The 19,605-nt window shown below is 52.0% G+C and carries 14 protein-coding genes; 10 read left to right on the top strand and 4 right to left on the bottom strand.

Annotation, left to right across the window (positions count from 1 at the left end; genetic code table 11):
• The first annotated feature begins 168 nt into the window (after positions 1–168).
• The 4 genes from lolA to RAC65_RS06590 all read left to right on the top strand — a co-directional run bounded on the left by lolA (position 169) and on the right by RAC65_RS06590 (position 4,986).
• Entirely contained in the window at positions 169–780 is a 612-nt protein-coding gene (lolA, locus tag RAC65_RS06605; RefSeq protein ID WP_006118612.1) for an outer membrane lipoprotein chaperone LolA, read from the top strand.
• Between the two features lie 7 nt (positions 781–787).
• Positions 788–2,131 carry a replication-associated recombination protein A gene (locus RAC65_RS06600; RefSeq protein ID WP_133745304.1) on the top strand — a complete coding sequence of 448 codons (1,344 nt, stop codon included), beginning with the start codon at positions 788–790 and terminating at the stop codon, positions 2,129–2,131.
• Positions 2,132–2,222: 91 nt separating this feature from the next.
• Positions 2,223–3,515 carry a serine--tRNA ligase gene (serS, locus tag RAC65_RS06595; protein WP_039341327.1) on the top strand — a complete coding sequence of 431 codons (1,293 nt, stop codon included), beginning with the start codon at positions 2,223–2,225 and terminating at the stop codon, positions 3,513–3,515.
• 316 nt (positions 3,516–3,831) lie between these two features.
• The gene (locus RAC65_RS06590) at positions 3,832–4,986 is read left to right on the top strand and encodes an MFS transporter (RefSeq protein ID WP_006118615.1); all 1,155 of its coding nucleotides are present in this window, start codon (positions 3,832–3,834) and stop codon (positions 4,984–4,986) included.
• Positions 4,987–5,082: 96 nt separating this feature from the next.
• Here the strand turns inward: RAC65_RS06590 and pflA are convergent, their stop codons facing one another.
• The 4 genes from pflA to ycaO form a co-directional block, all read right to left on the bottom strand.
• Positions 5,083–5,823 (bottom strand): pyruvate formate lyase 1-activating protein, encoded by a 741-nt coding sequence (gene pflA / locus RAC65_RS06585; protein ID WP_039341323.1) that lies wholly within the window; start codon positions 5,821–5,823, stop codon positions 5,083–5,085.
• 153 nt (positions 5,824–5,976) lie between these two features.
• Positions 5,977–8,259, bottom strand: a complete 2,283-nt coding sequence (gene pflB / locus RAC65_RS06580) for a formate C-acetyltransferase (RefSeq protein WP_375096521.1) — start codon at positions 8,257–8,259, stop codon at positions 5,977–5,979.
• A gap of 72 nt (positions 8,260–8,331) precedes the next feature.
• Positions 8,332–9,192, bottom strand: coding sequence for a formate transporter FocA (gene focA, locus RAC65_RS06575; protein WP_375096520.1), 861 nt, complete (start codon positions 9,190–9,192; stop codon positions 8,332–8,334).
• A gap of 377 nt (positions 9,193–9,569) precedes the next feature.
• On the bottom strand, positions 9,570–11,333 hold the full coding sequence (gene ycaO / locus RAC65_RS06570; RefSeq protein ID WP_375096519.1) for a 30S ribosomal protein S12 methylthiotransferase accessory factor YcaO: 1,764 nt from the start codon (positions 11,331–11,333) through the stop codon (positions 9,570–9,572).
• A gap of 310 nt (positions 11,334–11,643) precedes the next feature.
• Here ycaO and serC point away from each other — a divergent pair, with 310 nt between their 5' ends.
• The 6 genes from serC (at position 11,644) to RAC65_RS06540 (ending at position 19,586) form a co-directional block, all read left to right on the top strand.
• Entirely contained in the window at positions 11,644–12,729 is a 1,086-nt protein-coding gene (gene serC, locus RAC65_RS06565) for a 3-phosphoserine/phosphohydroxythreonine transaminase (protein WP_006118621.1), read from the top strand.
• Between the two features lie 80 nt (positions 12,730–12,809).
• A complete protein-coding gene (aroA, locus tag RAC65_RS06560) occupies positions 12,810–14,096 on the top strand; it encodes a 3-phosphoshikimate 1-carboxyvinyltransferase (RefSeq protein WP_375096518.1) in 1,287 nt (428 codons plus the stop codon).
• A 189-nt stretch (positions 14,097–14,285) separates the two neighbouring features.
• Positions 14,286–14,966 (top strand): (d)CMP kinase, encoded by a 681-nt coding sequence (cmk, locus tag RAC65_RS06555; RefSeq protein ID WP_006118623.1) that lies wholly within the window; start codon positions 14,286–14,288, stop codon positions 14,964–14,966.
• Positions 14,967–15,087: 121 nt separating this feature from the next.
• Positions 15,088–16,761, top strand: a complete 1,674-nt coding sequence (gene rpsA, locus RAC65_RS06550) for a 30S ribosomal protein S1 (protein ID WP_033737767.1) — start codon at positions 15,088–15,090, stop codon at positions 16,759–16,761.
• A gap of 82 nt (positions 16,762–16,843) precedes the next feature.
• Positions 16,844–17,128, top strand: coding sequence for an integration host factor subunit beta (gene ihfB / locus RAC65_RS06545; protein ID WP_003849360.1), 285 nt, complete (start codon positions 16,844–16,846; stop codon positions 17,126–17,128).
• A gap of 202 nt (positions 17,129–17,330) precedes the next feature.
• Complete coding sequence (locus RAC65_RS06540; RefSeq protein WP_058701025.1) at positions 17,331–19,586, top strand: DNA internalization-related competence protein ComEC/Rec2; 2,256 nt, start codon at positions 17,331–17,333, stop codon at positions 19,584–19,586.
• Positions 19,587–19,605: the final 19 nt, after the last annotated feature.

Raw genomic sequence — 19,605 nt, 5'->3', positions numbered from 1 at the left:
GCTTTGAAACACAAAACAATGAGCCAGTTTCCACTGGCTCATTGTTTTTTAGCGGTTAACCCCCATAGTTGATTAGTGTTTCGGTTTTTTCTCCTGTATTAAACGCAGGACAGCGACCAGGCTTAGTCACGTGATCAACGGGAAACGATTTAATAAGGATTTAAGCAGATGAAATTACGCGTAATCGCCTTAGGCCTGCTGGCCGCTTTGGGGTCAGCCAACGTTCTCGCCGATGCGTCGAGCGACCTGCAACAGCGCCTTAATAAAGTTAACAGCTTCCACGCCAGCTTTACTCAAAAGGTGACCGATGGAAGCGGTGCCAACGTGCAGGAGGGTGAAGGCGAGCTCTGGGTTAAGCGCCCCAGCCTGTTCAACTGGCATATGACCGCACCCGACGAGAGCATCATTATTTCTGACGGGAAATCGTTATGGTTCTATAACCCGTTTGTTGAACAAGCTACGGTCAGCCTGTTAAAGAATGCGACCAGCAATACACCGTTTATGTTGATTGCCCGTAACCAGGCCAGTGACTGGCAGCAATACAACGTAAAACAGCAGGGTGACAAATTTGAACTGACGCCGAAGAAAAGCGATGGCAACCTCAAGCAGTTCACGATTGATGTGACGCCAGATGGCACCATTAATCAGTTTAGCGCCGTCGAGCAGGATGGGCAGCGCAGTAACTACCAGCTAAAGAGCCAGAAAAACGGCCCGATTAGCCCGGATAAATTCACATTCACCCCGCCAAAAGGCGTCACGGTGGATGACCAACGTCAGTGAGGTGGTAGTGGGTAACCTGTCCCTGGATTTTTCCAGTGAAGATTTTAAACCGCTGGCCGCGCGTATGCGGCCAGCAACCCTGAAGCAATACATTGGACAGCAGCACCTGCTGGCTGCGGGTAAACCGTTGCCGCGCGCGATCGAAGCGGGGCACCTGCACTCCATGATTCTCTGGGGACCGCCAGGGACAGGAAAAACAACGCTGGCCGAGATTATCGCTCACTATGGCAATGCGGACGTTGAGCGTATTTCTGCGGTCACCTCTGGTGTCAAAGAGATTCGTGAAGCCATTGAACGCGCAAGGCTGAGCAAGCAGGCGGGCCGCCGCACTATCCTGTTTGTAGATGAAGTCCATCGCTTCAACAAAAGTCAGCAGGATGCGTTTCTTCCCCATATTGAAGACGGCACTATCACGTTTATCGGTGCCACGACAGAAAATCCCAGCTTTGAGCTGAACTCCGCACTGCTGTCACGTGCTCGTGTCTATTTACTTAAATCCCTGACCACAGAAGATATTGAGCAGGTGCTTGACCAGGCGATGCAGGATGCCAGTCGGGGTTATGGCAACAGCGATATCCTGTTACCTGACAATACGCGGCGTATGATTGCGGAACTGGTCAACGGCGATGCACGTCGTGCTCTGAATACGCTGGAAATGATGGCCGATATGGCCGAAACCAACGGCACAGGCAAACGCGAGCTGACGCCCCAGTTGCTGACCGAAGTGGCGGGGGAACGGTCTGCCCGGTTCGATAATAAAGGCGATCGCTTTTATGACCTGATTTCTGCCTTGCATAAATCCGTCCGGGGATCGGCACCGGATGCCGCCCTGTACTGGTACGCTCGTATTATTACCGCCGGTGGCGATCCGCTGTATGTCGCGCGTCGGTTACTGGCCATTGCGTCTGAAGACGTCGGCAATGCCGATCCACGAGGCATGCAGGTGGCTATCGCGGCCTGGGACTGTTTCACCCGGGTTGGTCCGGCAGAAGGGGAGCGAGCGATTGCGCAGGCCATTGTCTATCTCGCCTGTGCGCCAAAAAGTAACGCCGTCTATAACGCGTTTAAGGCGGCGATGCGTGATGCACGCGACCATCCAGATTTCGATGTTCCCGATCATTTGCGCAATGCCCCCACGAAGCTGATGAAAGAGATGGGGCTGGGCGAAAGCTATCGCTATGCGCATGACGAAGCCAATGCCTATGCTGCGGGTGAAGTCTATTTCCCACCCGAAATGGCGCAAACGCGTTACTATCATCCCACTCAACGCGGTCTTGAAGGCAAAATTGGCGAAAAGCTGGCCTGGCTGACTGAACTCGATCAAAATAGCCCGACAAAACGCTACCGCTGAAACAGACGTTGCGGTAATGTGGTCAATGTTTTCAACGCATTCCAGCGGGAGTGCGTCCCCTTCTTTTAACTCATAAATACACAGGATAAGCATGCTCGATCCCAATCTGCTGCGTAATGAGCCAGACGCAGTCGCAGAAAAACTGGCACGCCGAGGATTTAAACTGGATGTGGAAATGCTGCGTTCGCTCGAAGAGCGTCGCAAAGTCTTGCAGGTTGAAACGGAAAACCTGCAGGCCGAGCGCAACTCCCGCTCCAAATCCATCGGTCAGGCCAAAGCACGTGGGGAAGACATCGAGCCACTGCGTCAGGAAGTGAACAGCCTGGGCGAACGCCTGGATGCGGCTAAAGCAGAACTGGACGAGCTGCAAAATCAGATCCGCGATTTCAGCCTGGCGCTGCCGAATCTTCCTGCGGATGAAGTGCCGCTGGGGAAAGACGACACGGAAAACCTGGAAATCAGTCGCTGGGGTGAACCCCGCCAGTTTGATTTTGAGGTGAAAGATCACGTTGAGCTGGGCGAAGCGGCTAAAGGGCTGGACTTTGCTGCGGCAGTGAAACTCACCGGCTCACGCTTCGTGGTTATGCAAGGCCAGATTGCTCGCCTGCACCGTGCGCTCAGCCAGTTCATGATTGACCTGCACACGGAACAACATGGTTATCTGGAAACTTACGTCCCTTACCTGGTTAACCATGCGACCTTATACGGTACAGGCCAGTTACCTAAGTTTGGTGAAGATCTGTTCCATACCCGTCCGCTGGAAGAAGAATCCGAAAGCAGCCATTACGCGCTTATTCCGACCGCTGAAGTGCCGCTGACGAACCTTGTGCGGGATGAAATCGTTGAAGAAGAGAGCCTGCCGCTGAAGCTTACGGCACATACACCCTGCTTCCGCTCTGAAGCAGGCTCCTATGGCCGTGATACGCGTGGGCTCATCCGTATGCACCAGTTCGACAAAGTTGAAATGGTGCAAATCGTCGCGCCTGAAACCTCTATGGATGCGCTGGAAGAGCTGGTTGGCCATGCTGAAAAAGTGTTGCAACTGCTGAACCTGCCGTATCGCAAGGTCTTGCTGTGCAGCGGTGATATGGGCTTTGGTGCGACAAAAACCTACGATTTAGAAGTATGGTTACCGGCGCAAAATACCTACCGTGAAATCTCTTCTTGCTCAAACATGGGGGATTTCCAGGCTCGCCGTATGCAGGCGCGCACCCGCAATAAGCAGGATAAAAAACCGCGTCTGGTGCATACCCTGAATGGCTCGGGCCTGGCCGTAGGACGTACGCTGGTTGCCGTGCTGGAAAATTACCAGCAGCAGGACGGCCGCATCGCCGTGCCAGAGGTATTACGTCCTTATATGAACGGCCTGGAATTTATTGGCTAAGCGTTCACCCTGTTTAAAATAACCCAGCTCAGGCTGGGTTTTTTTATCTTTACCGCGAGGCATCCTCAACACGTTTAAAATTTATCACAAATAAACATTATCGATGACGACGCGGGCAGAAAGCGTAAAAATCCAGATTATCATAGAGATAGCGCAAAGTTATCTGATGCCTGACAGATGGCTAACTTACTGAAGATAAATAATTTAAATGGTCACGCAGCAAAATGTGCTGCACCCTCATTCCTCCCGTTGACTTTACAACGCGCGATGGCAAACTGCGCGCAATTTCCTTCATTTCTTTTGGTTTTTATCCCCTATGTCGACCTGGTCACGTCCTGTGATATTGCTGCTCTGCGGCCTGTTATTGATGACAGTTTCCATTGCGGTACTGAATACGTTAGTGCCCCTTTGGCTGACGCATGATGCGCTGGCAACATGGCAGGTAGGCGTGGTGAGTTCGTCGTATTACACCGGTAACCTGCTGGGCACTTTAGTGGCTGGCTGGCTGATCAAGCGATACGGTTTTAACCGAAGCTATTATCTGGCGACCGGCCTTTTTGCGCTGTCGACACTGTGCATGCTGGCGCTGGAAGGATTCTGGGCATGGACATTGCTGCGCTTCACGGCCGGTATCGGCTGCGCGTTAGTCTGGGTCGTGGTGGAAAGCGCATTGTTATGCAGTGGAACAGTACGTAACCGTGGGCAGTTGCTCGCTGCCTATATGATCGTCTATTACCTGGGTACGGTTGCCGGACAACTGCTGGTGAGCAAACTGTCTACCGAATTACTGAGTGTGATTCCCTGGGTAACCGCCACGGTCATCAGCGCCATCTTACCGTTAATCTTCACGCAGGTTTCTGCCAACAGCGATACCGTAGAAGCTACGCCAGGCGGACGAATTTTACCTATGCTGCGTCGTCGCAGTTCTCGTCTCGGTATTAACGGCTGTATTATTTCTGGCATTGTTCTGGGATCGCTGTACGGCTTGATGCCGCTCTATCTTTCTCATCAGGGTATGAGTGATGCCAACGTGGGTTACTGGATGGCCTTGCTGGTGAGTGCCGGCATTGTCGGGCAGTGGCCGATTGGTCGGCTTGCTGACCGCTTTGGCCGCATGATGGTACTGCGAGTGCAGGTATTTGTGGTGATCCTCGGCGCGATTGCGATGCTGACAAACGCCGCGATGGCCCCAGCCCTGTTTGTGCTGGGGCTGGCAGGTTTTACGCTTTATCCGGTCGCCATGTCATGGGCCTGCGAAACCGTGGCGCACCATGAACTGGTGGCAATGAATCAGGCGCTGTTACTGAGCTACACCGTGGGCAGCCTGGCCGGACCAAGCATGACGGCCATGCTGATGCAAAGTTATTCCGACCGTCTGCTGTTCGTTATGATCGCGGCGGTAGCGCTGGTTTACCTAGTCATGTTACTGCGTAAAGCCGATCACCATGCCACGCCAGTGGCACATGCCTGATCATAACGATAACCAGGCGGTGACACTTAACCTTCGCCGTCTGGCTGCGCTGACTGTCAGACGGTTATCGTTTACTGACTGCGGTGACGTGGCCTGTCAATACATCACTTCATGTCCGTAGCTGGCAAGAATATGCTTGACCCGTTCCATGGTCGCTTTACTGGGCGGTTTTACACCGTCGAGCTTGTACTCTTCACCCATCGCAATCCATTTATGCTTACCCAGCTCGTGATAAGGCAGAAGCTCAATCTTCTCCACATTTGCCATATCCTGCGTAAATGCACCTAAGCGATGGACACTGTCATCATCATCAGAATAGCCGGGCACGACGACGAAACGAATCCACGTCCGTTTTCCTTTCTTCTGAAGATAGCGCGCAAAATCGAGTGTGCGATGATTCGACACACCGACAAGAATCTGGTGGATGTCATCGTTCATCTGCTTGAGGTCAAGCATCACCAAATCTGTTGCATCCAGTAATTCATCAATAACGGGATCGTAGCGGCGGACAAAGCCGTTGGTGTCAAGGCAGGTATGAATGCCCTCAGCTTGACATGCGCGAAACCAGTCGCGCACAAACTCCGCCTGCAAAATGGCCTCACCGCCTGAAGCCGTCACCCCGCCACCGGACGCATTCATGAAATGGCGATAAGACAGAACGTCCGCCATGAGCGCGTCGACGGTAATTTCTTTGCCGCAATGCGTGTCCCATGTATCACGGTTGTGGCAGTACAGGCAGCGCATCAGGCAGCCCTGAAAAAAGGTGATAAAACGGATGCCGGGACCGTCTACGGTTCCGCATGATTCAAATGAGTGGATGCGACCAATGGCAGACATTGCGATGTATTCTCCTGATGAGCCTGCGAAGCAGGTGGCGCACTCTCCGGTGCGCTCTGAACGGGAAATCAATTTTGGTGGTTATCCGTCATACAGACAGCGACCAAACCTGACTCGAAAGAAGAGGCTCCATGAAGGAGCCTCAAGGGTGAACTAGAGTGACTGGGTAAAGGTACGGGTAATCACGTCCTGCTGCTGCTCTTTGGTGAGCGAGTTAAAGCGAACGGCATAGCCCGAAACGCGGATGGTTAACTGAGGATATTTCTCAGGGTTATCCATTGCGTCCATCAACATTTCCCGGTTCATCACGTTAACATTCAGATGCTGGCCGCCTTCAATACTGGCCTCATGATGGAAGTAACCATCCATTAGTCCTGCCAGATTGGTTTTACGTACATTATCATCTTTGCCAAGCGCATTAGGCACGATGGAGAAAGTATAAGAGATACCGTCTTTAGCGTACGCAAAGGGTAATTTCGCTACCGAGGTCAGCGATGCTACCGCTCCTTTCTGGTCGCGACCGTGCATGGGGTTAGCGCCAGGGCCAAAGGGGGCGCCTGCACGGCGGCCGTCTGGCGTATTACCGGTTTTCTTGCCATAAACGACGTTAGAGGTAATGGTCAGAACGGACTGCGTTGGCACCGCGTTGCGATATGTTTCCAGTTTCTGAATTTTCTTCATAAACCGTTCAACTAGGTCGCATGCCAGGTCGTCCACACGCGGATCGTTGTTACCGAACTGGGGATAGTCGCCTTCGATGTCGAAATCAATTGCCAGGCCATCTTCATCACGCACGGGTTTCACTTTGGCATATTTAATGGCTGAGAGTGAATCCGCAGCCACAGACAGTCCGGCGATACCGCAGGCCATGGTGCGGTAAACATCACGATCGTGCAGCGCCATGAGTGACGCTTCATAGCTATATTTATCATGCATGAAGTGGATGATGTTCAGTGCGGTGACATACTGTTTTGCCAGCCAGTCCATGAAGTGATCCAGACGGGCCATCACGACGTCGAAATCGAGCACTTCATCCATGATTTTGGCTTCTTTCGGCCCCACCTGCATTTTCAGTTTTTCGTCCATGCCGCCGTTGATCGCGTACAACAAGGTTTTTGCCAGGTTGGCGCGGGCACCAAAGAACTGCATTTGCTTGCCGACGATCATAGGGCTGACACAGCAGGCAATGGCGTAATCATCGTTGTTAAAGTCAGGACGCATCAGGTCGTCATTTTCATACTGCAGTGACGAGGTGTCGATTGAAACTTTAGCCGCATATTTTTTGAAGTTAACGGGCAGTTTTTCAGACCACAGAATGGTCATGTTTGGTTCAGGGGAGGGGCCCATGGTGTACAGCGTGTTCAGGAAACGGAACGTGGTTTTACTGACCAGCGTGCGACCATCAACGCCCATCCCTGCCAGCGATTCGGTGGCCCAGATAGGGTCACCAGAAAACAGTTCATCGTATTCTGGTGTACGCAGGAAGCGGACCATGCGCAGTTTCATAACCAGATGGTCAATCAGTTCCTGTGCCTGCTCTTCGTTCAGTTTACCTGCCTGGAGGTCGCGTTCGATGTAGATATCGAGGAAAGTCGACACCCGGCCAAAAGACATGGCCGCGCCGTTCTGTGATTTAACTGCAGCCAGATAGCCATAATAGGTCCACTGAACGGCTTCAGCCGCGTTGGTGGCCGGGCCAGAAATATCATGACCGTATTTGGCTGCCATCGCTTTAATTTGTTCAAGCGCACGATGCTGATCAGCAATTTCTTCCCGCAGGCGAATCGTGGCTTCCAGGTTTACGCCGTTTTCAAGATCGTTTTGCAGTGAGGTGAACTGAGCAAACTTATCCGCCATCAGATAATCAATGCCGTATAGGGCAACACGACGATAATCACCAATGATGCGTCCACGACCATAAGCATCAGGCAGGCCGGTCAATACGCCAGATTTACGGCAGCGTAAAATGTCAGGTGTATAAACATCAAAAACACCCTGGTTATGCGTTTTGCGGTATTCCGTGAAAATCTTTTTCAGAGACGCGTCGAGTTCACGACCATAGACCTTGCATGAGCCTTCAACCATTTTGATACCGCCAAAAGGAATAATGGCGCGTTTCAACGGGGCTTCGGTTTGCAGGCCAACAATTTTTTCCAGTGATTTATTGATGTAACCGGCATCGTGGGAAGTGATGGTTGAGGCAAGATCGGTATCAAAATCGACTGGTGCATGGGTGCGGTTTTCAATTTTGATGCCTTCCAGCACGCTCTCCCACAGGGTTGTGGTGGCCTCGGTGGCACCGGCCAGAAAGGACTCGTCGCCTTCATAAGGCGTATAGTTTTTCTGAATAAAGTCGCGTACGTTGACGCTGTTCTGCCATTCGCCTTCAGTAAATCCCTGCCAGGCTGAAGCGAGTTTTGCATTAAGTTCGGTCATAATATACCTGCCTTATTTAAGGAGACTTTTGCTCTCGGGCGTACCAGGCTGCGATATGCCGTTGAGACAGGATTAGTGCGTTTCTTTACCACCGCGTAAGTAAATTACCCAGTAGGTCAATCCGACTAGCAGGCCGCCGCCAATGATGTTACCGAGCGTGACCGGAATCAGATTGTCGAAAATAAAGTTTTTAACGGTGAGGGCCGGGAACTGTGCTGCTGTGGCCCCTGCGGCCTGCCAAAACTCAGGTCCGGAAAAGTCGCGTATCACGATCGCGAAAGGAATCAAAAACATATTGGCGATACTGTGTTCAAAACCACAGGCGACAAACATGGCCACCGGCAAAATCATAATCAGGCTTTTATCGGTCAATGTCCGTCCTGAATAGCTCATCCAGACCGCCAGGCAGACCATCAAATTGGCCAATGTGCCGAGGCAAACGGCTTCGATAAAAGTATGATGCATTTTATGGTCGGCTGTTTGCAGGACGTTTAATCCCCACGCGCTGTTTGCCACCATCTGTTCACCGGAGAACCACATGAGCGTGACGAAAAATAACGCGCCAGCCAGGTTACCGATATAAACGGTTATCCAGTTTCGTGCCAGTTGCCCCCAGGTGATGCGTCCACTGGCTTTGGCGACCACAATGAGGACGGTAGATGTGAACAGATCGGCACCGCATACCACGACCAGTATGAGTCCCAGTGAAAAACAGATGCCGCCGATCAGTTTTGCCAGGCCATAAGGCACAGCACCGCTGCCCGTGGTAGCCGTGATGTAAAACACGAAAGCAATCGAGATGAACATGCCCGCAGTAAAGGCCAGAAAGGTCGTGGTGAGGGGATGTTTAGTGGCCTTATTAACGCCAGCATCTTCAGCCACTTTCGCCATCGCGGCGGGTAATAACAGATTAAAAGGATTGTCAGCTTTCACACTAACTCACTCCAAAAGTTGTCTGAAAAAATGATAACAAAGGCAACAGTTACAGAAGTTGATTTGGATCATGATCAGTCATGCAAGGACGGAGCGTGTTTCACTGAAAGACGGGATTTTTGCGGTTAATTTATTGAAATATAATGATTAAAAATATTTTAAATTATGTAGTTTTTGTTTAATGGAGGGCGGAGTGCCGTCAAGACGATCTCTGCGGAGTTAACGAAATGCATCTGTTATGTTGCTTTAAATAATGATGATAAAAACGCTGAACAATACATCCCTTAAATACTTATTCTCAAAAAAAGAAAGGCACCCATTAAATAAGGTGCCTGTGAGATTATTATCGCTTTATCCTGAAACAGAGCCGCGAAAGATTAGGCGTTTTTCCAGTAAAGACGTTTCGCCTTTTGCAGCTTTTCATAGGCAGCAAGCAAAGCCTGATGAGCAGGGAAAGCCTTAAGATCGCTGTCTACCGGCTGGAGGCCATTGAAGGCCGCCTCACCGCTGATTGCCGCCGAGGCGGCGTCGACAGCGTCAGCACCATACATACGCACAAAGGCTGCGTGATACTCAAGCGGATTCCGCTCATCTTCCATCGCCAGCAGCAGCAGAGTTTGCAGACAGCGGTAATAATTTGCACGCTCCGGGCTGAATACGGAGCCATTAAATTCTATTGTCCATTCCGTCCAGATCAGCGCCTGATCGAGATCACCGCCAGCCAGGGCCAGCATGGCTTTGAGTTCGCCAATGCGCAACGTGTACCAGCCGTTATCTTTGCCTGTCGCCAGTCCCAGCAACTCGCGGACACGCGTGAAGTCATCAAAACCTTCTTCGTCCAGCTGAGAAATTAAATCCAGGTACTCTTCCGGATTCCAGTTGCTGCCGGGCAGGGCCAGAAGCGTTTCACGAATACCTGCACCCATGCTGTTATTCGCCAGCAACAAGTCTTCAGCCGGATAAATATCTGACATACCGGGCACAATAATGCGGCAGGCATACACACCGAGGTGCTCATAATCAGCGATGTAAACGTCCTGACCTTCGGCTTTGAAAATCGCCATGAGCGTACTGAATTCCTGCTCGGTGGTGCCATCAAATTTCCAGTCAACGAAGGGATAATCCGCTGTTTCTTTAAACAGATCCCAGGAGATCAGGCCGCTTGAATCGATAAAGTGGGTTTCCAGGTTGGCGTGCTCTGCCACTTCTTCATCATCAAACGTGGGCGGCGTGAACACATCCAGATCTTTCAGGCTGCGGCCCTGAAGCAGTTCGGTAACGGTACGCTCCAGCGCGACACCAAAATCAGGGTGCGCGCCAAAAGAGGCGAAACAGGTGCCGTTGGCAGGATTAAACAGCACAACGCAGATAACCGGATATTTCCCACCCAGTGACGCGTCATAGGCAAAAATCGGGAACCCTTCGGCTTCCAGACGGGCGATGGCCTCAACCACATCGGGGTAACGCGCCATCACGGATTCAGGAATGGCAGGCAGGCTGATGGACTCGGCGATGATACGATTTTTAATATAGCGCTCCAAAACTTCTGACAGCCCCTGTACCCGTGCCTCGTTGGCCGTGTTGCCGGCGGACATGCCGTTCGACACATACAGGTTACCGATAATATTCATCGGAATATAAACGGTCTGCTGATCGGACTGACGGGTAAAGGGCAGGGCGCAGATGCCGCGTGCGCTGTTACCCGACTGGAGATCGATTAAATCTGAAGCGGAGAGGGCGTTTTCAGGATCGTAAAAGGCGCGCAGGCGCGCATCCAGGATGCCTTCAGGCAGGCTGTCGTCTTCAGGCAGAGCAAACCATTTTTCATTGGGATAGTGAACAAAATCCCCCTGGGCGATACTGTTGCCAAGCCAGAAATCAGCAAAAAAGTAATTCGTGGACAGGCGTTCAAAATATTCTCCCAGCGCCGAGGCCAGAGCGGCTTTTTTGCTGGCGCCCTTACCATTGGTGAAGCAGAGGGGGCAGTCGCGATCACGAATGTGGACAGACCAGACGTGTGGCACAGGATTCAGCCAGGAGGCTTCTTCAATATTAAAACCCAGATCCTGTAATTTGGTCTGGAAGCGTGAAATGGAGTCTTCCAGGGCGGCATCTTTGCCCGGGATAAAAGTTTGCGTCATGGTGCCGCTCTCTCTGTAAATGGGGAGACATAAAGCGCGCAATGATACGTTTTTTACCGTCTGTTCGCTATCAAGACGCCGCAATTTTACCGTCGTTTTTCTCATGCTTTGTCATCTGAGCCAAAGCCGGGACTGCATGAAAGGAAGCCGCCTCACAATATTTCGTGCCGGATTACATTGGTAATATAACCTTCGGTGCGTCATGCCGAAAAAATGTGACCGCAGTTCGATTTATGATTGCAGCCACCAGAAGGCAGTGATAAAACCGAATCGTTATTCATAACCGTTCGATATGACAGTGGTGAGGGAAATGACGCAAATTTATAATTTTAGCTCTGGGCCAGCGATGCTGCCGAGCGAAGTACTCCGCCGTGCAGAACAAGAACTGACAAACTGGCATGGTCTGGGAACTTCAGTAATGGAGATCAGCCACCGCAGTAAAGAATTTATTCAGGTGGCAGAAGAGGCTGAAGCGGACTTCCGCGATCTGCTGAAAATTCCTTCCAATTACAAAGTATTATTCTGTCATGGCGGCGCACGTGCGCAGTTTGCTGCTGTACCGGGCAATTTACTCGGCAGTGCGACCAGTGCGGACTATGCAGATGGAGGCTACTGGGCTCACAGTGCCATTAAAGAAGCGGAAAAATATTGCTCACCGCGGACGCTGGATGTCAAAACGACCCAAGAAGGTAAGCGCGCCATCCTGCCGATGCGCGAATGGGATGTCAGCGACACGGCCGCCTATTTGCATTTTTGCCCAAATGAAACCATTGACGGTCTGGCTATTGACGAAGAGCCTGACTTTGGTGACAAGGTTGTGGTCGCCGATCTTTCCTCCACCATTCTGTCACGCCCAATTGATATCAAGCGCTATGGTGTGATTTACGCAGGTGCGCAGAAAAATATTGGTCCGGCTGGCCTTACCCTGGTTATCGTACGGGACGATCTTCTCGGCAACGCGCATCAAAGCGTGCCTTCCATCCTTGACTACACCGTTCTGGCTGAAAATGATTCCATGTTTAACACGCCACCTACGTTTGCCTGGTATCTGAGTGGCCTGGTCTTTAAGTGGCTGAAGCAGAAGGGTGGTGTCGCTGAGATGGAAAAAATTAATCAGGCAAAAGCCGGATTACTCTATGGTCTCATCGATAACAGCGATTTTTACCGTAACGATGTGGCACTGCAAAACCGTTCCCGAATGAACATTCCTTTCCAACTGGCTGATGCCTCGCTGGACAGCCTCTTCCTGGAAGAGTCATTTAAGGCAGGTCTGCACGCATTAAAAGGTCACCGTGTTGTGGGCGGCATGCGTGCCTCAATCTACAATGCGATGCCATTGGAAGGCGTTAAAGCGCTGACCGATTTCATGATTGATTTCGAACGCCGCCACGGCTAAGTCTTTCACTGTCAGTGGAATGACTGACACCCGACTCCGCCCTCTGGCGGAGTCATCGTTTTTTAAGGATTACGTTTCACATGCAAGATTCCCTGACCCTTCAGCCCATCGCTCGCGTTAATGGTACGGTTAATTTGCCCGGTTCCAAAAGCGTGTCAAACCGTGCGCTTCTGCTTGCTGCACTGGCGAAAGGTAAAACCCGATTAACTAATCTGCTGGACAGCGACGATGTTAAGCACATGCTTAATGCGCTTGATGCACTGGGTGTTGAGTTCACGCTTTCCAGCGATCGTACGGTGTGCGAGGTGACAGGAAAGGGTGGGCCGCTGCATGCATCACAGCCCACAGAGCTGTTTCTGGGCAACGCCGGCACTGCCATGCGGCCGCTTGCGGCAGCGCTTTGCCTGGGTGTGCAGGATGTCGTCCTGACGGGCGAACCACGCATGAAAGAACGCCCTATCGGGCACCTGGTCGATGCACTACGGCAAGGTGGGGCTACTATAGACTATCTCGAAAATACAGATTATCCCCCAGTCCGCCTGCGGGGTGGGTTTACTGGCGGCGACGTTACAGTAGATGGCAGCGTATCCAGCCAGTTTTTGACCGCGCTTCTGATGATGGCTCCGTTAGCTGAAAATCCTACCCGTATCAGCATTAAAGGTGAGCTGGTTTCCAAACCTTACATCGACATTACTCTGCACCTGATGCGCTGCTTTGGTGTCGAGGTTGAGAATCAGCAGTATCAACACTTCCTGATTAAGGGTAAACAGCACTACAAGTCACCAGGTGAATATCTGGTGGAGGGGGATGCGTCTTCTGCCTCCTATTTTCTTGCCGCAGCCGCAATCAAAGGCGGTACCGTGCGTGTCACCGGCATTGGTCGCAACAGCGTGCAAGGCGATATTCGCTTTGCGGATGTACTCGAAAAGATGGGTGCATCAATTGAGTGGGGCGATGACTATATTGCCTGCACGGCCAGGACATTACGCGCCATTGATATGGATATGAACCATATTCCTGATGCTGCCATGACCATTGCCACTGCGGCATTGTTTGCAGAAGGTACGACGCAACTGCGCAATATTTATAACTGGCGAGTTAAAGAAACGGATCGTCTGACGGCTATGGCAACCGAGTTGCGTAAAGTCGGTGCCAAGGTGGAAGAAGGGCACGATTTTATTCGCATCACGCCGCCTGAGACGTTGAAGCATGCCGACATCGGCACGTATAACGATCACCGTATGGCGATGTGTTTCTCGCTGGTTGCGCTGTCCGATACGCCCGTTACCATTCTTGATCCAGGCTGTACGGCAAAAACCTTCCCTGATTATTTTGAACAGCTGCAAAAAATTAGCGAAAACGCCTAATCCCCTCGCCCGATGTCGTGCATCGGGCTCATCATCTTCAGGACGCTTTTCCACGCCAGAGGCCTTTTTCCTGGCTAAATTTCTCATTGCCTCTTCTCAAAAGGTAACTAAGCGTCGCCGGGCAGCGTATAATGCCCGACATTTGTGACGGCCAACCGGCCAAAATGCGCGCAGCAACAGGAGGGAATGATGACAGCAACTGCCCCGGTCATAACAATTGATGGGCCAAGTGGCGCGGGAAAGGGCACCCTGTGCAAGGCGATGGCGGAAGCATTACAGTGGCATTTACTGGATTCCGGCGCAATTTATCGTGTACTGGCCTTAGCCGCATTACATCATCAGGTCGATATTGAGTCTGAAGAGGCGTTAGTCCCTATCGCCGCCCATCTTGATGTGCGTTTCCTTTCTCATCATGGCGAAATGCAGGTCATCCTGGAAGGGGAAGACGTCACCAGCGAAATTCGTACCCAGGAAGTCAGTAATACCGCCTCACGCGTCGCGGCTTTTCCTCGCGTTCGGGAAGCGCTGTTACGTCGTCAACGCGCGTTTCGCGAGGAACCCGGTTTGATTGCAGACGGGCGGGATATGGGCACCGTCGTTTTCCCCGATGCGCCTGTAAAGATTTTCCTTGATGCCAGCCCGGAAGAACGTGCTCAGCGACGTATGCTACAGTTGCAGGAGAATGGCTTTAATGTTAACTTTGATCGCCTTTTAGCCGAGATAAAAGAACGCGACGACCGCGATCGCAACCGCGCTATCGCACCGTTAGTCCCTGCCGCTGATGCTTTGGTGTTGGATTCAACCCAGATGTCCATCGAGCAGGTTATTGATAACGCGTTAAATTATGCCCGCAAAACGCTTGGTGTGTAATCTTCCGGCTTAAACGAATGTATTAACCCTGTGCCACGGATCCGGTGCAGGGCATGTGAAACAACCCCATCCGACATGATGTCAGATGGACGTTAAATTGAAGAATCCTAAGATTATCAATATGACTGAATCTTTTGCTCAACTATTTGAAGAATCCCTGAAAGAAATCGAAACCCGCCCGGGTTCCATCGTTCGTGGCGTTGTTGTCTCTATCGACAAAGACGTTGTTCTGGTTGATGCGGGCCTGAAATCTGAATCTGCAATCCCTGCAGAGCAGTTCAAAAACGCAGCCGGCGAACTGGAAATCCAGGTTGGTGACGAAGTTGACGTTGCTCTGGACGCAGTGGAAGATGGCTTCGGTGAAACTCTGCTGTCACGTGAGAAAGCTAAGCGTCACGAAGCTTGGATCACGCTGGAAAAAGCTTACGAAGAAGCTGAAACTGTTACCGGTATTATCAACGGCAAAGTCAAAGGTGGCTTCACAGTTGAGCTGAACGGTATCCGTGCGTTCCTGCCAGGTTCACTGGTTGATGTGCGTCCAGTACGCGACACACTGCACCTGGAAGGCAAAGAGCTTGAATTCAAAGTGATCAAGCTTGATCAGAAACGCAACAACGTCGTGGTTTCACGTCGTGCGGTTATCGAATCTGAGAACAGCGCAGAGCGCGATCAGCTGCTGGAAAACCTGCAGGAAGGCATGGAAGTTAAAGGTATCGTTAAGAACCTCACTGACTACGGTGCATTCGTTGATCTGGGCGGTGTTGACGGCCTGCTGCACATCACTGACATGGCCTGGAAGCGCGTTAAGCATCCAAGCGAGATCGTGAATGTTGGCGATGAAATCAACGTTAAAGTCCTGAAATTCGACCGCGAGCGTACCCGTGTATCTCTGGGTCTGAAGCAACTGGGCGAAGATCCATGGGTGGCTATCGCTAAGCGCTATCCAGAAGGCACCAAGCTGACTGGGCGTGTAACCAATCTGACTGACTACGGCTGCTTTGTTGAAATCGAAGAAGGCGTTGAAGGCTTGGTACACGTTTCAGAAATGGACTGGACCAACAAAAACATCCATCCGTCTAAAGTTGTAAACGTAGGCGATGTGGTTGAAGTGATGGTTCTGGACATCGATGAAGAGCGTCGTCGTATCTCCCTGGGTCTGAAGCAGTGCAAATCTAACCCATGGCAGCAGTTCGCTGAGACCCACAACAAAGGCGATCGCGTTGAAGGTAAAATCAAGTCAATCACTGACTTCGGTATCTTCATCGGCCTGGACGGTGGCATCGACGGTCTGGTTCACCTGTCTGACATCTCCTGGAACGCGACTGGCGAAGAAGCCGTTCGTGAGTACAAAAAAGGCGACGAAATCGCTGCCGTTGTACTGCAGGTTGATGCAGAGCGCGAGCGTATCTCTCTGGGCGTGAAACAGCTGGCAGAAGATCCGTTCAACAACTACATCACTTTGAACAAGAAAGGTGCTATCGTCACCGGTAAAGTGACTGCAGTTGATGCGAAAGGTGCTACAGTTGAATTGGCAGACGGCGTTGAGGGTTACCTGCGCGCTTCTGAGGCTTCAATGGACCGTATCGAAGACGCTACACTGGTTCTGAACGTCGGTGACGACGTTGAAGCTAAATTTACCGGCGTTGACCGTAAAAACCGCGTAGTGAGCCTGTCTGTTCGTGCGAAAGACCAGGCTGACGAGAAAGAAGCTATCAACACTGTTAACACCAAACAGGAAGAAGGCAACTTCTCAAGCGCAATGGCTGAAGCGTTCAAAGCGGCTAAAGGCGAGTAATCGACCTTGCACCGGGCGGATTCATCCGCCCGGTTTCGGTAAAGGCTGTCATACATTCCTGTAGGGATTAACCGGAGGTTACATGACCAAGTCAGAATTGATTGAAAGGCTGGCGGGACAGCATACTCATATACCGGCGAAAGTCGTTGAGGATGCAGTCAAAGAGATGCTTGAGCACATGGCCACAACGCTGGCACAGGGCGAACGCATTGAAATCCGGGGATTCGGCAGCTTTTCGTTGCACTATCGCGCACCGCGCACTGGCCGTAACCCGAAAACGGGTGACAAAGTGGATCTGGAAGGTAAATACGTTCCCCACTTCAAGCCGGGCAAAGAACTGCGTGACCGTGCTAACATCTACGGCTAAGCCGATACCGAAACGCCTAAACGACATCTCCGGATGTCGTTTTTTTTTTGCCCGCGTGATTATGTTCGCTCTCCCGCAAAAAAATGCGTCTGCGCTGCAACGAATTATCCTCTCTGGAAACCCTTTCTTAATTCACTCTTTACGCGCTTTACCCTGAAAGTCTGAAGGACATACTTACGCCAGTTCATCAGCGGGATACGGTATGTTGACATGGATTGGACTGGCGAGACTGGCCTCGCTGACCGCGTTACCCTTACTGATCGTGCCTCAGCTCCCTTCGCGAACGTTTATTGTCGTGATGCTGCTGTGTGGCACTTGTCTGGTAGGGATGTCCGTACGTTATGTCCGCATCGCAGGCTATACGCTTTTGCTGGCCGCCTGGGGGCTGGTTAATGCGCAATCCCTGGTCAACGACACGGAATGGATGAGTACCCGACCCGCCTGGTTTGTCGTGCAAATTGAAGAGGTAAAACAAGACGCGTCACGTATTCGGGTCAGAATGTTGAAAGCGGGAAACCGGATTTTCTTTCCTCCCCGTTTTGCCTGGCTGTCACTGCAGGATAACGCTACAGCCTATTGTCCGGGGCAGCGCTGGCAAATGCGGCTCAGGTTACGCGCTGTTCATGCCAGACTCAATGAGGGAGAATTCGACGCACAACGCTTTGCCATGGCGAATCATACCCCGGTGCAGGGGCGCATTATCAAGCAACATCCTGTGCAGTCTGAATGCAGCTGGCGTTGGCAGCATATTCGTGGCCACAGGCAACATTACGAACATTTACCCGCTTCGGCTACGCTGGAGGCACTGGCTTTTGGCATTCGCGACAATCTGAGTGAGGCAACCCGTCAGCTGTTACGTGATACCGGAACGGCGCATCTTATGGCCATTTCAGGTATGCACATTGGCCTGGCCGCGGGCACCGGATGGCTACTGGCGCGGGGCAGCCAGTTTTTGTTACCGGCACGCTGCATTAGCTATCTGTATCCGCTCATTGTCAGTTGGCTCTGTGCCGCACTCTATACGTGGCTTTCAGGGGCCCAGGCGCCAGCGCAGCGGGCATTACTGGCACTGACGCTATGGGCAATAACACGTATAACAGGTATACAGCTCAGCCCCTGGCAAATCTGGACGCTCTGCGTAGGGTTGTTGCTGGCACTGGATCCGCTTACCGTCCTCTCGGACAGCTTCTGGCTGTCGGTGCTGGCGGTGGGGATGTTGCTGACCTGGTATCGCTGGTTTCCTCTGGCCGAGCGCTTTCGTGACAGGCGGCGCTGGTTTTTACTGCAACTCCTTCATCTGCAACTGGGGATGATGATCCTGATGGTGCCGCTTCAGGCCGCATTATTTAATGGCATCAGCCTGACCGCGCTGTTCGCTAATCTGTTTGCGATTCCTGTCGTGTCGTTTATTACGGTGCCATTGATACTCATCACCCTGTTGCTACCTTTCCCGGCATTATCAGTGTGGGGGTGGCAGGCGGCCGATCTGTCCCTGCGGTTTCTGTTCTCCGGCCTTGCCCTGCTACCGGCAGGCTGGTGGCCGCTGCAAGGCGCACCTTTCCTGATAATAGTCATATGGGGAGGGCTACTCCTGTGGCGTTCCGGCGTACTGTTCTCCATGCCGTTCAGTTGTAGCGCTGTCGCACTGGCAATCCTGTTTTCCCGCCATGCTAAGCCGGAAGCGCTATGGCGCATTGATATGCTGGACGTGGGGCATGGATTGAGCGTCGTCATCAGCCAGGGCGATGAAGCGGTGCTCTACGATACCGGTCCACGCTGGAAATACAGCGATGCAGGGAGCCGCGTTATTCTGCCCTGGCTTGAACGTAAAGGACTCAGACTGCGGGAGGTTATTCTCAGCCACCGGCATCTTGACCATACCGGCGGGCTGTCGGCTATTCTGCAACATGTCCCTACTGTACGGTTGCGCAGCGGACTTACAGAAAGCGGGCATTTACCCTGTGTACGCGGTACCACATGGCGCTGGAAACGGCTACATTTCCGGGTGCTCTGGCCAGCAACGTCTCCCAACCAGGGGAAAAACAACGATTCATGCGTGGTGAGTGTGGATGATGGAAGCGTCCGTTTGTTACTCACGGGCGATCTGGAAACCGAGGCGGAGCGGCAGTTAGTGCGGCTGGAAAAGCAGCAGTTAAAGGCGGATATTCTGCAGGTACCTCATCATGGCAGCCGGACATCCTCATCGCGCTTACTGCTGCGCAGCATCGCCGGCCATACCGCCATCACCTCTGTAGCACGCTATAATGCGTGGCGAATGCCCGCGAAGTCCGTGCTGCGAAATTACCGTGAACACGCTTATGACTGGCGTGATACCGGTCAGTCCGGACAAATTAGTATCAAAATAGAGGCAAACACCGTGCAGGTTTTTTCCTTCAGAGAACAATTAGTGCCCCGTTGGTATCATCAGTGGTTTGGCGTCAAACGCGAATCCAGGTAGAATGACCGGCTATTTCCAA

It is taken from the genome of Pantoea sp. BS_8 (genome assembly GCF_041954965.1).
GTDB lineage: Bacteria > Pseudomonadota > Gammaproteobacteria > Enterobacterales > Enterobacteriaceae > Pantoea > Pantoea stewartii.
This window is presented reverse-complemented; position numbering and strand designations above follow the sequence as displayed.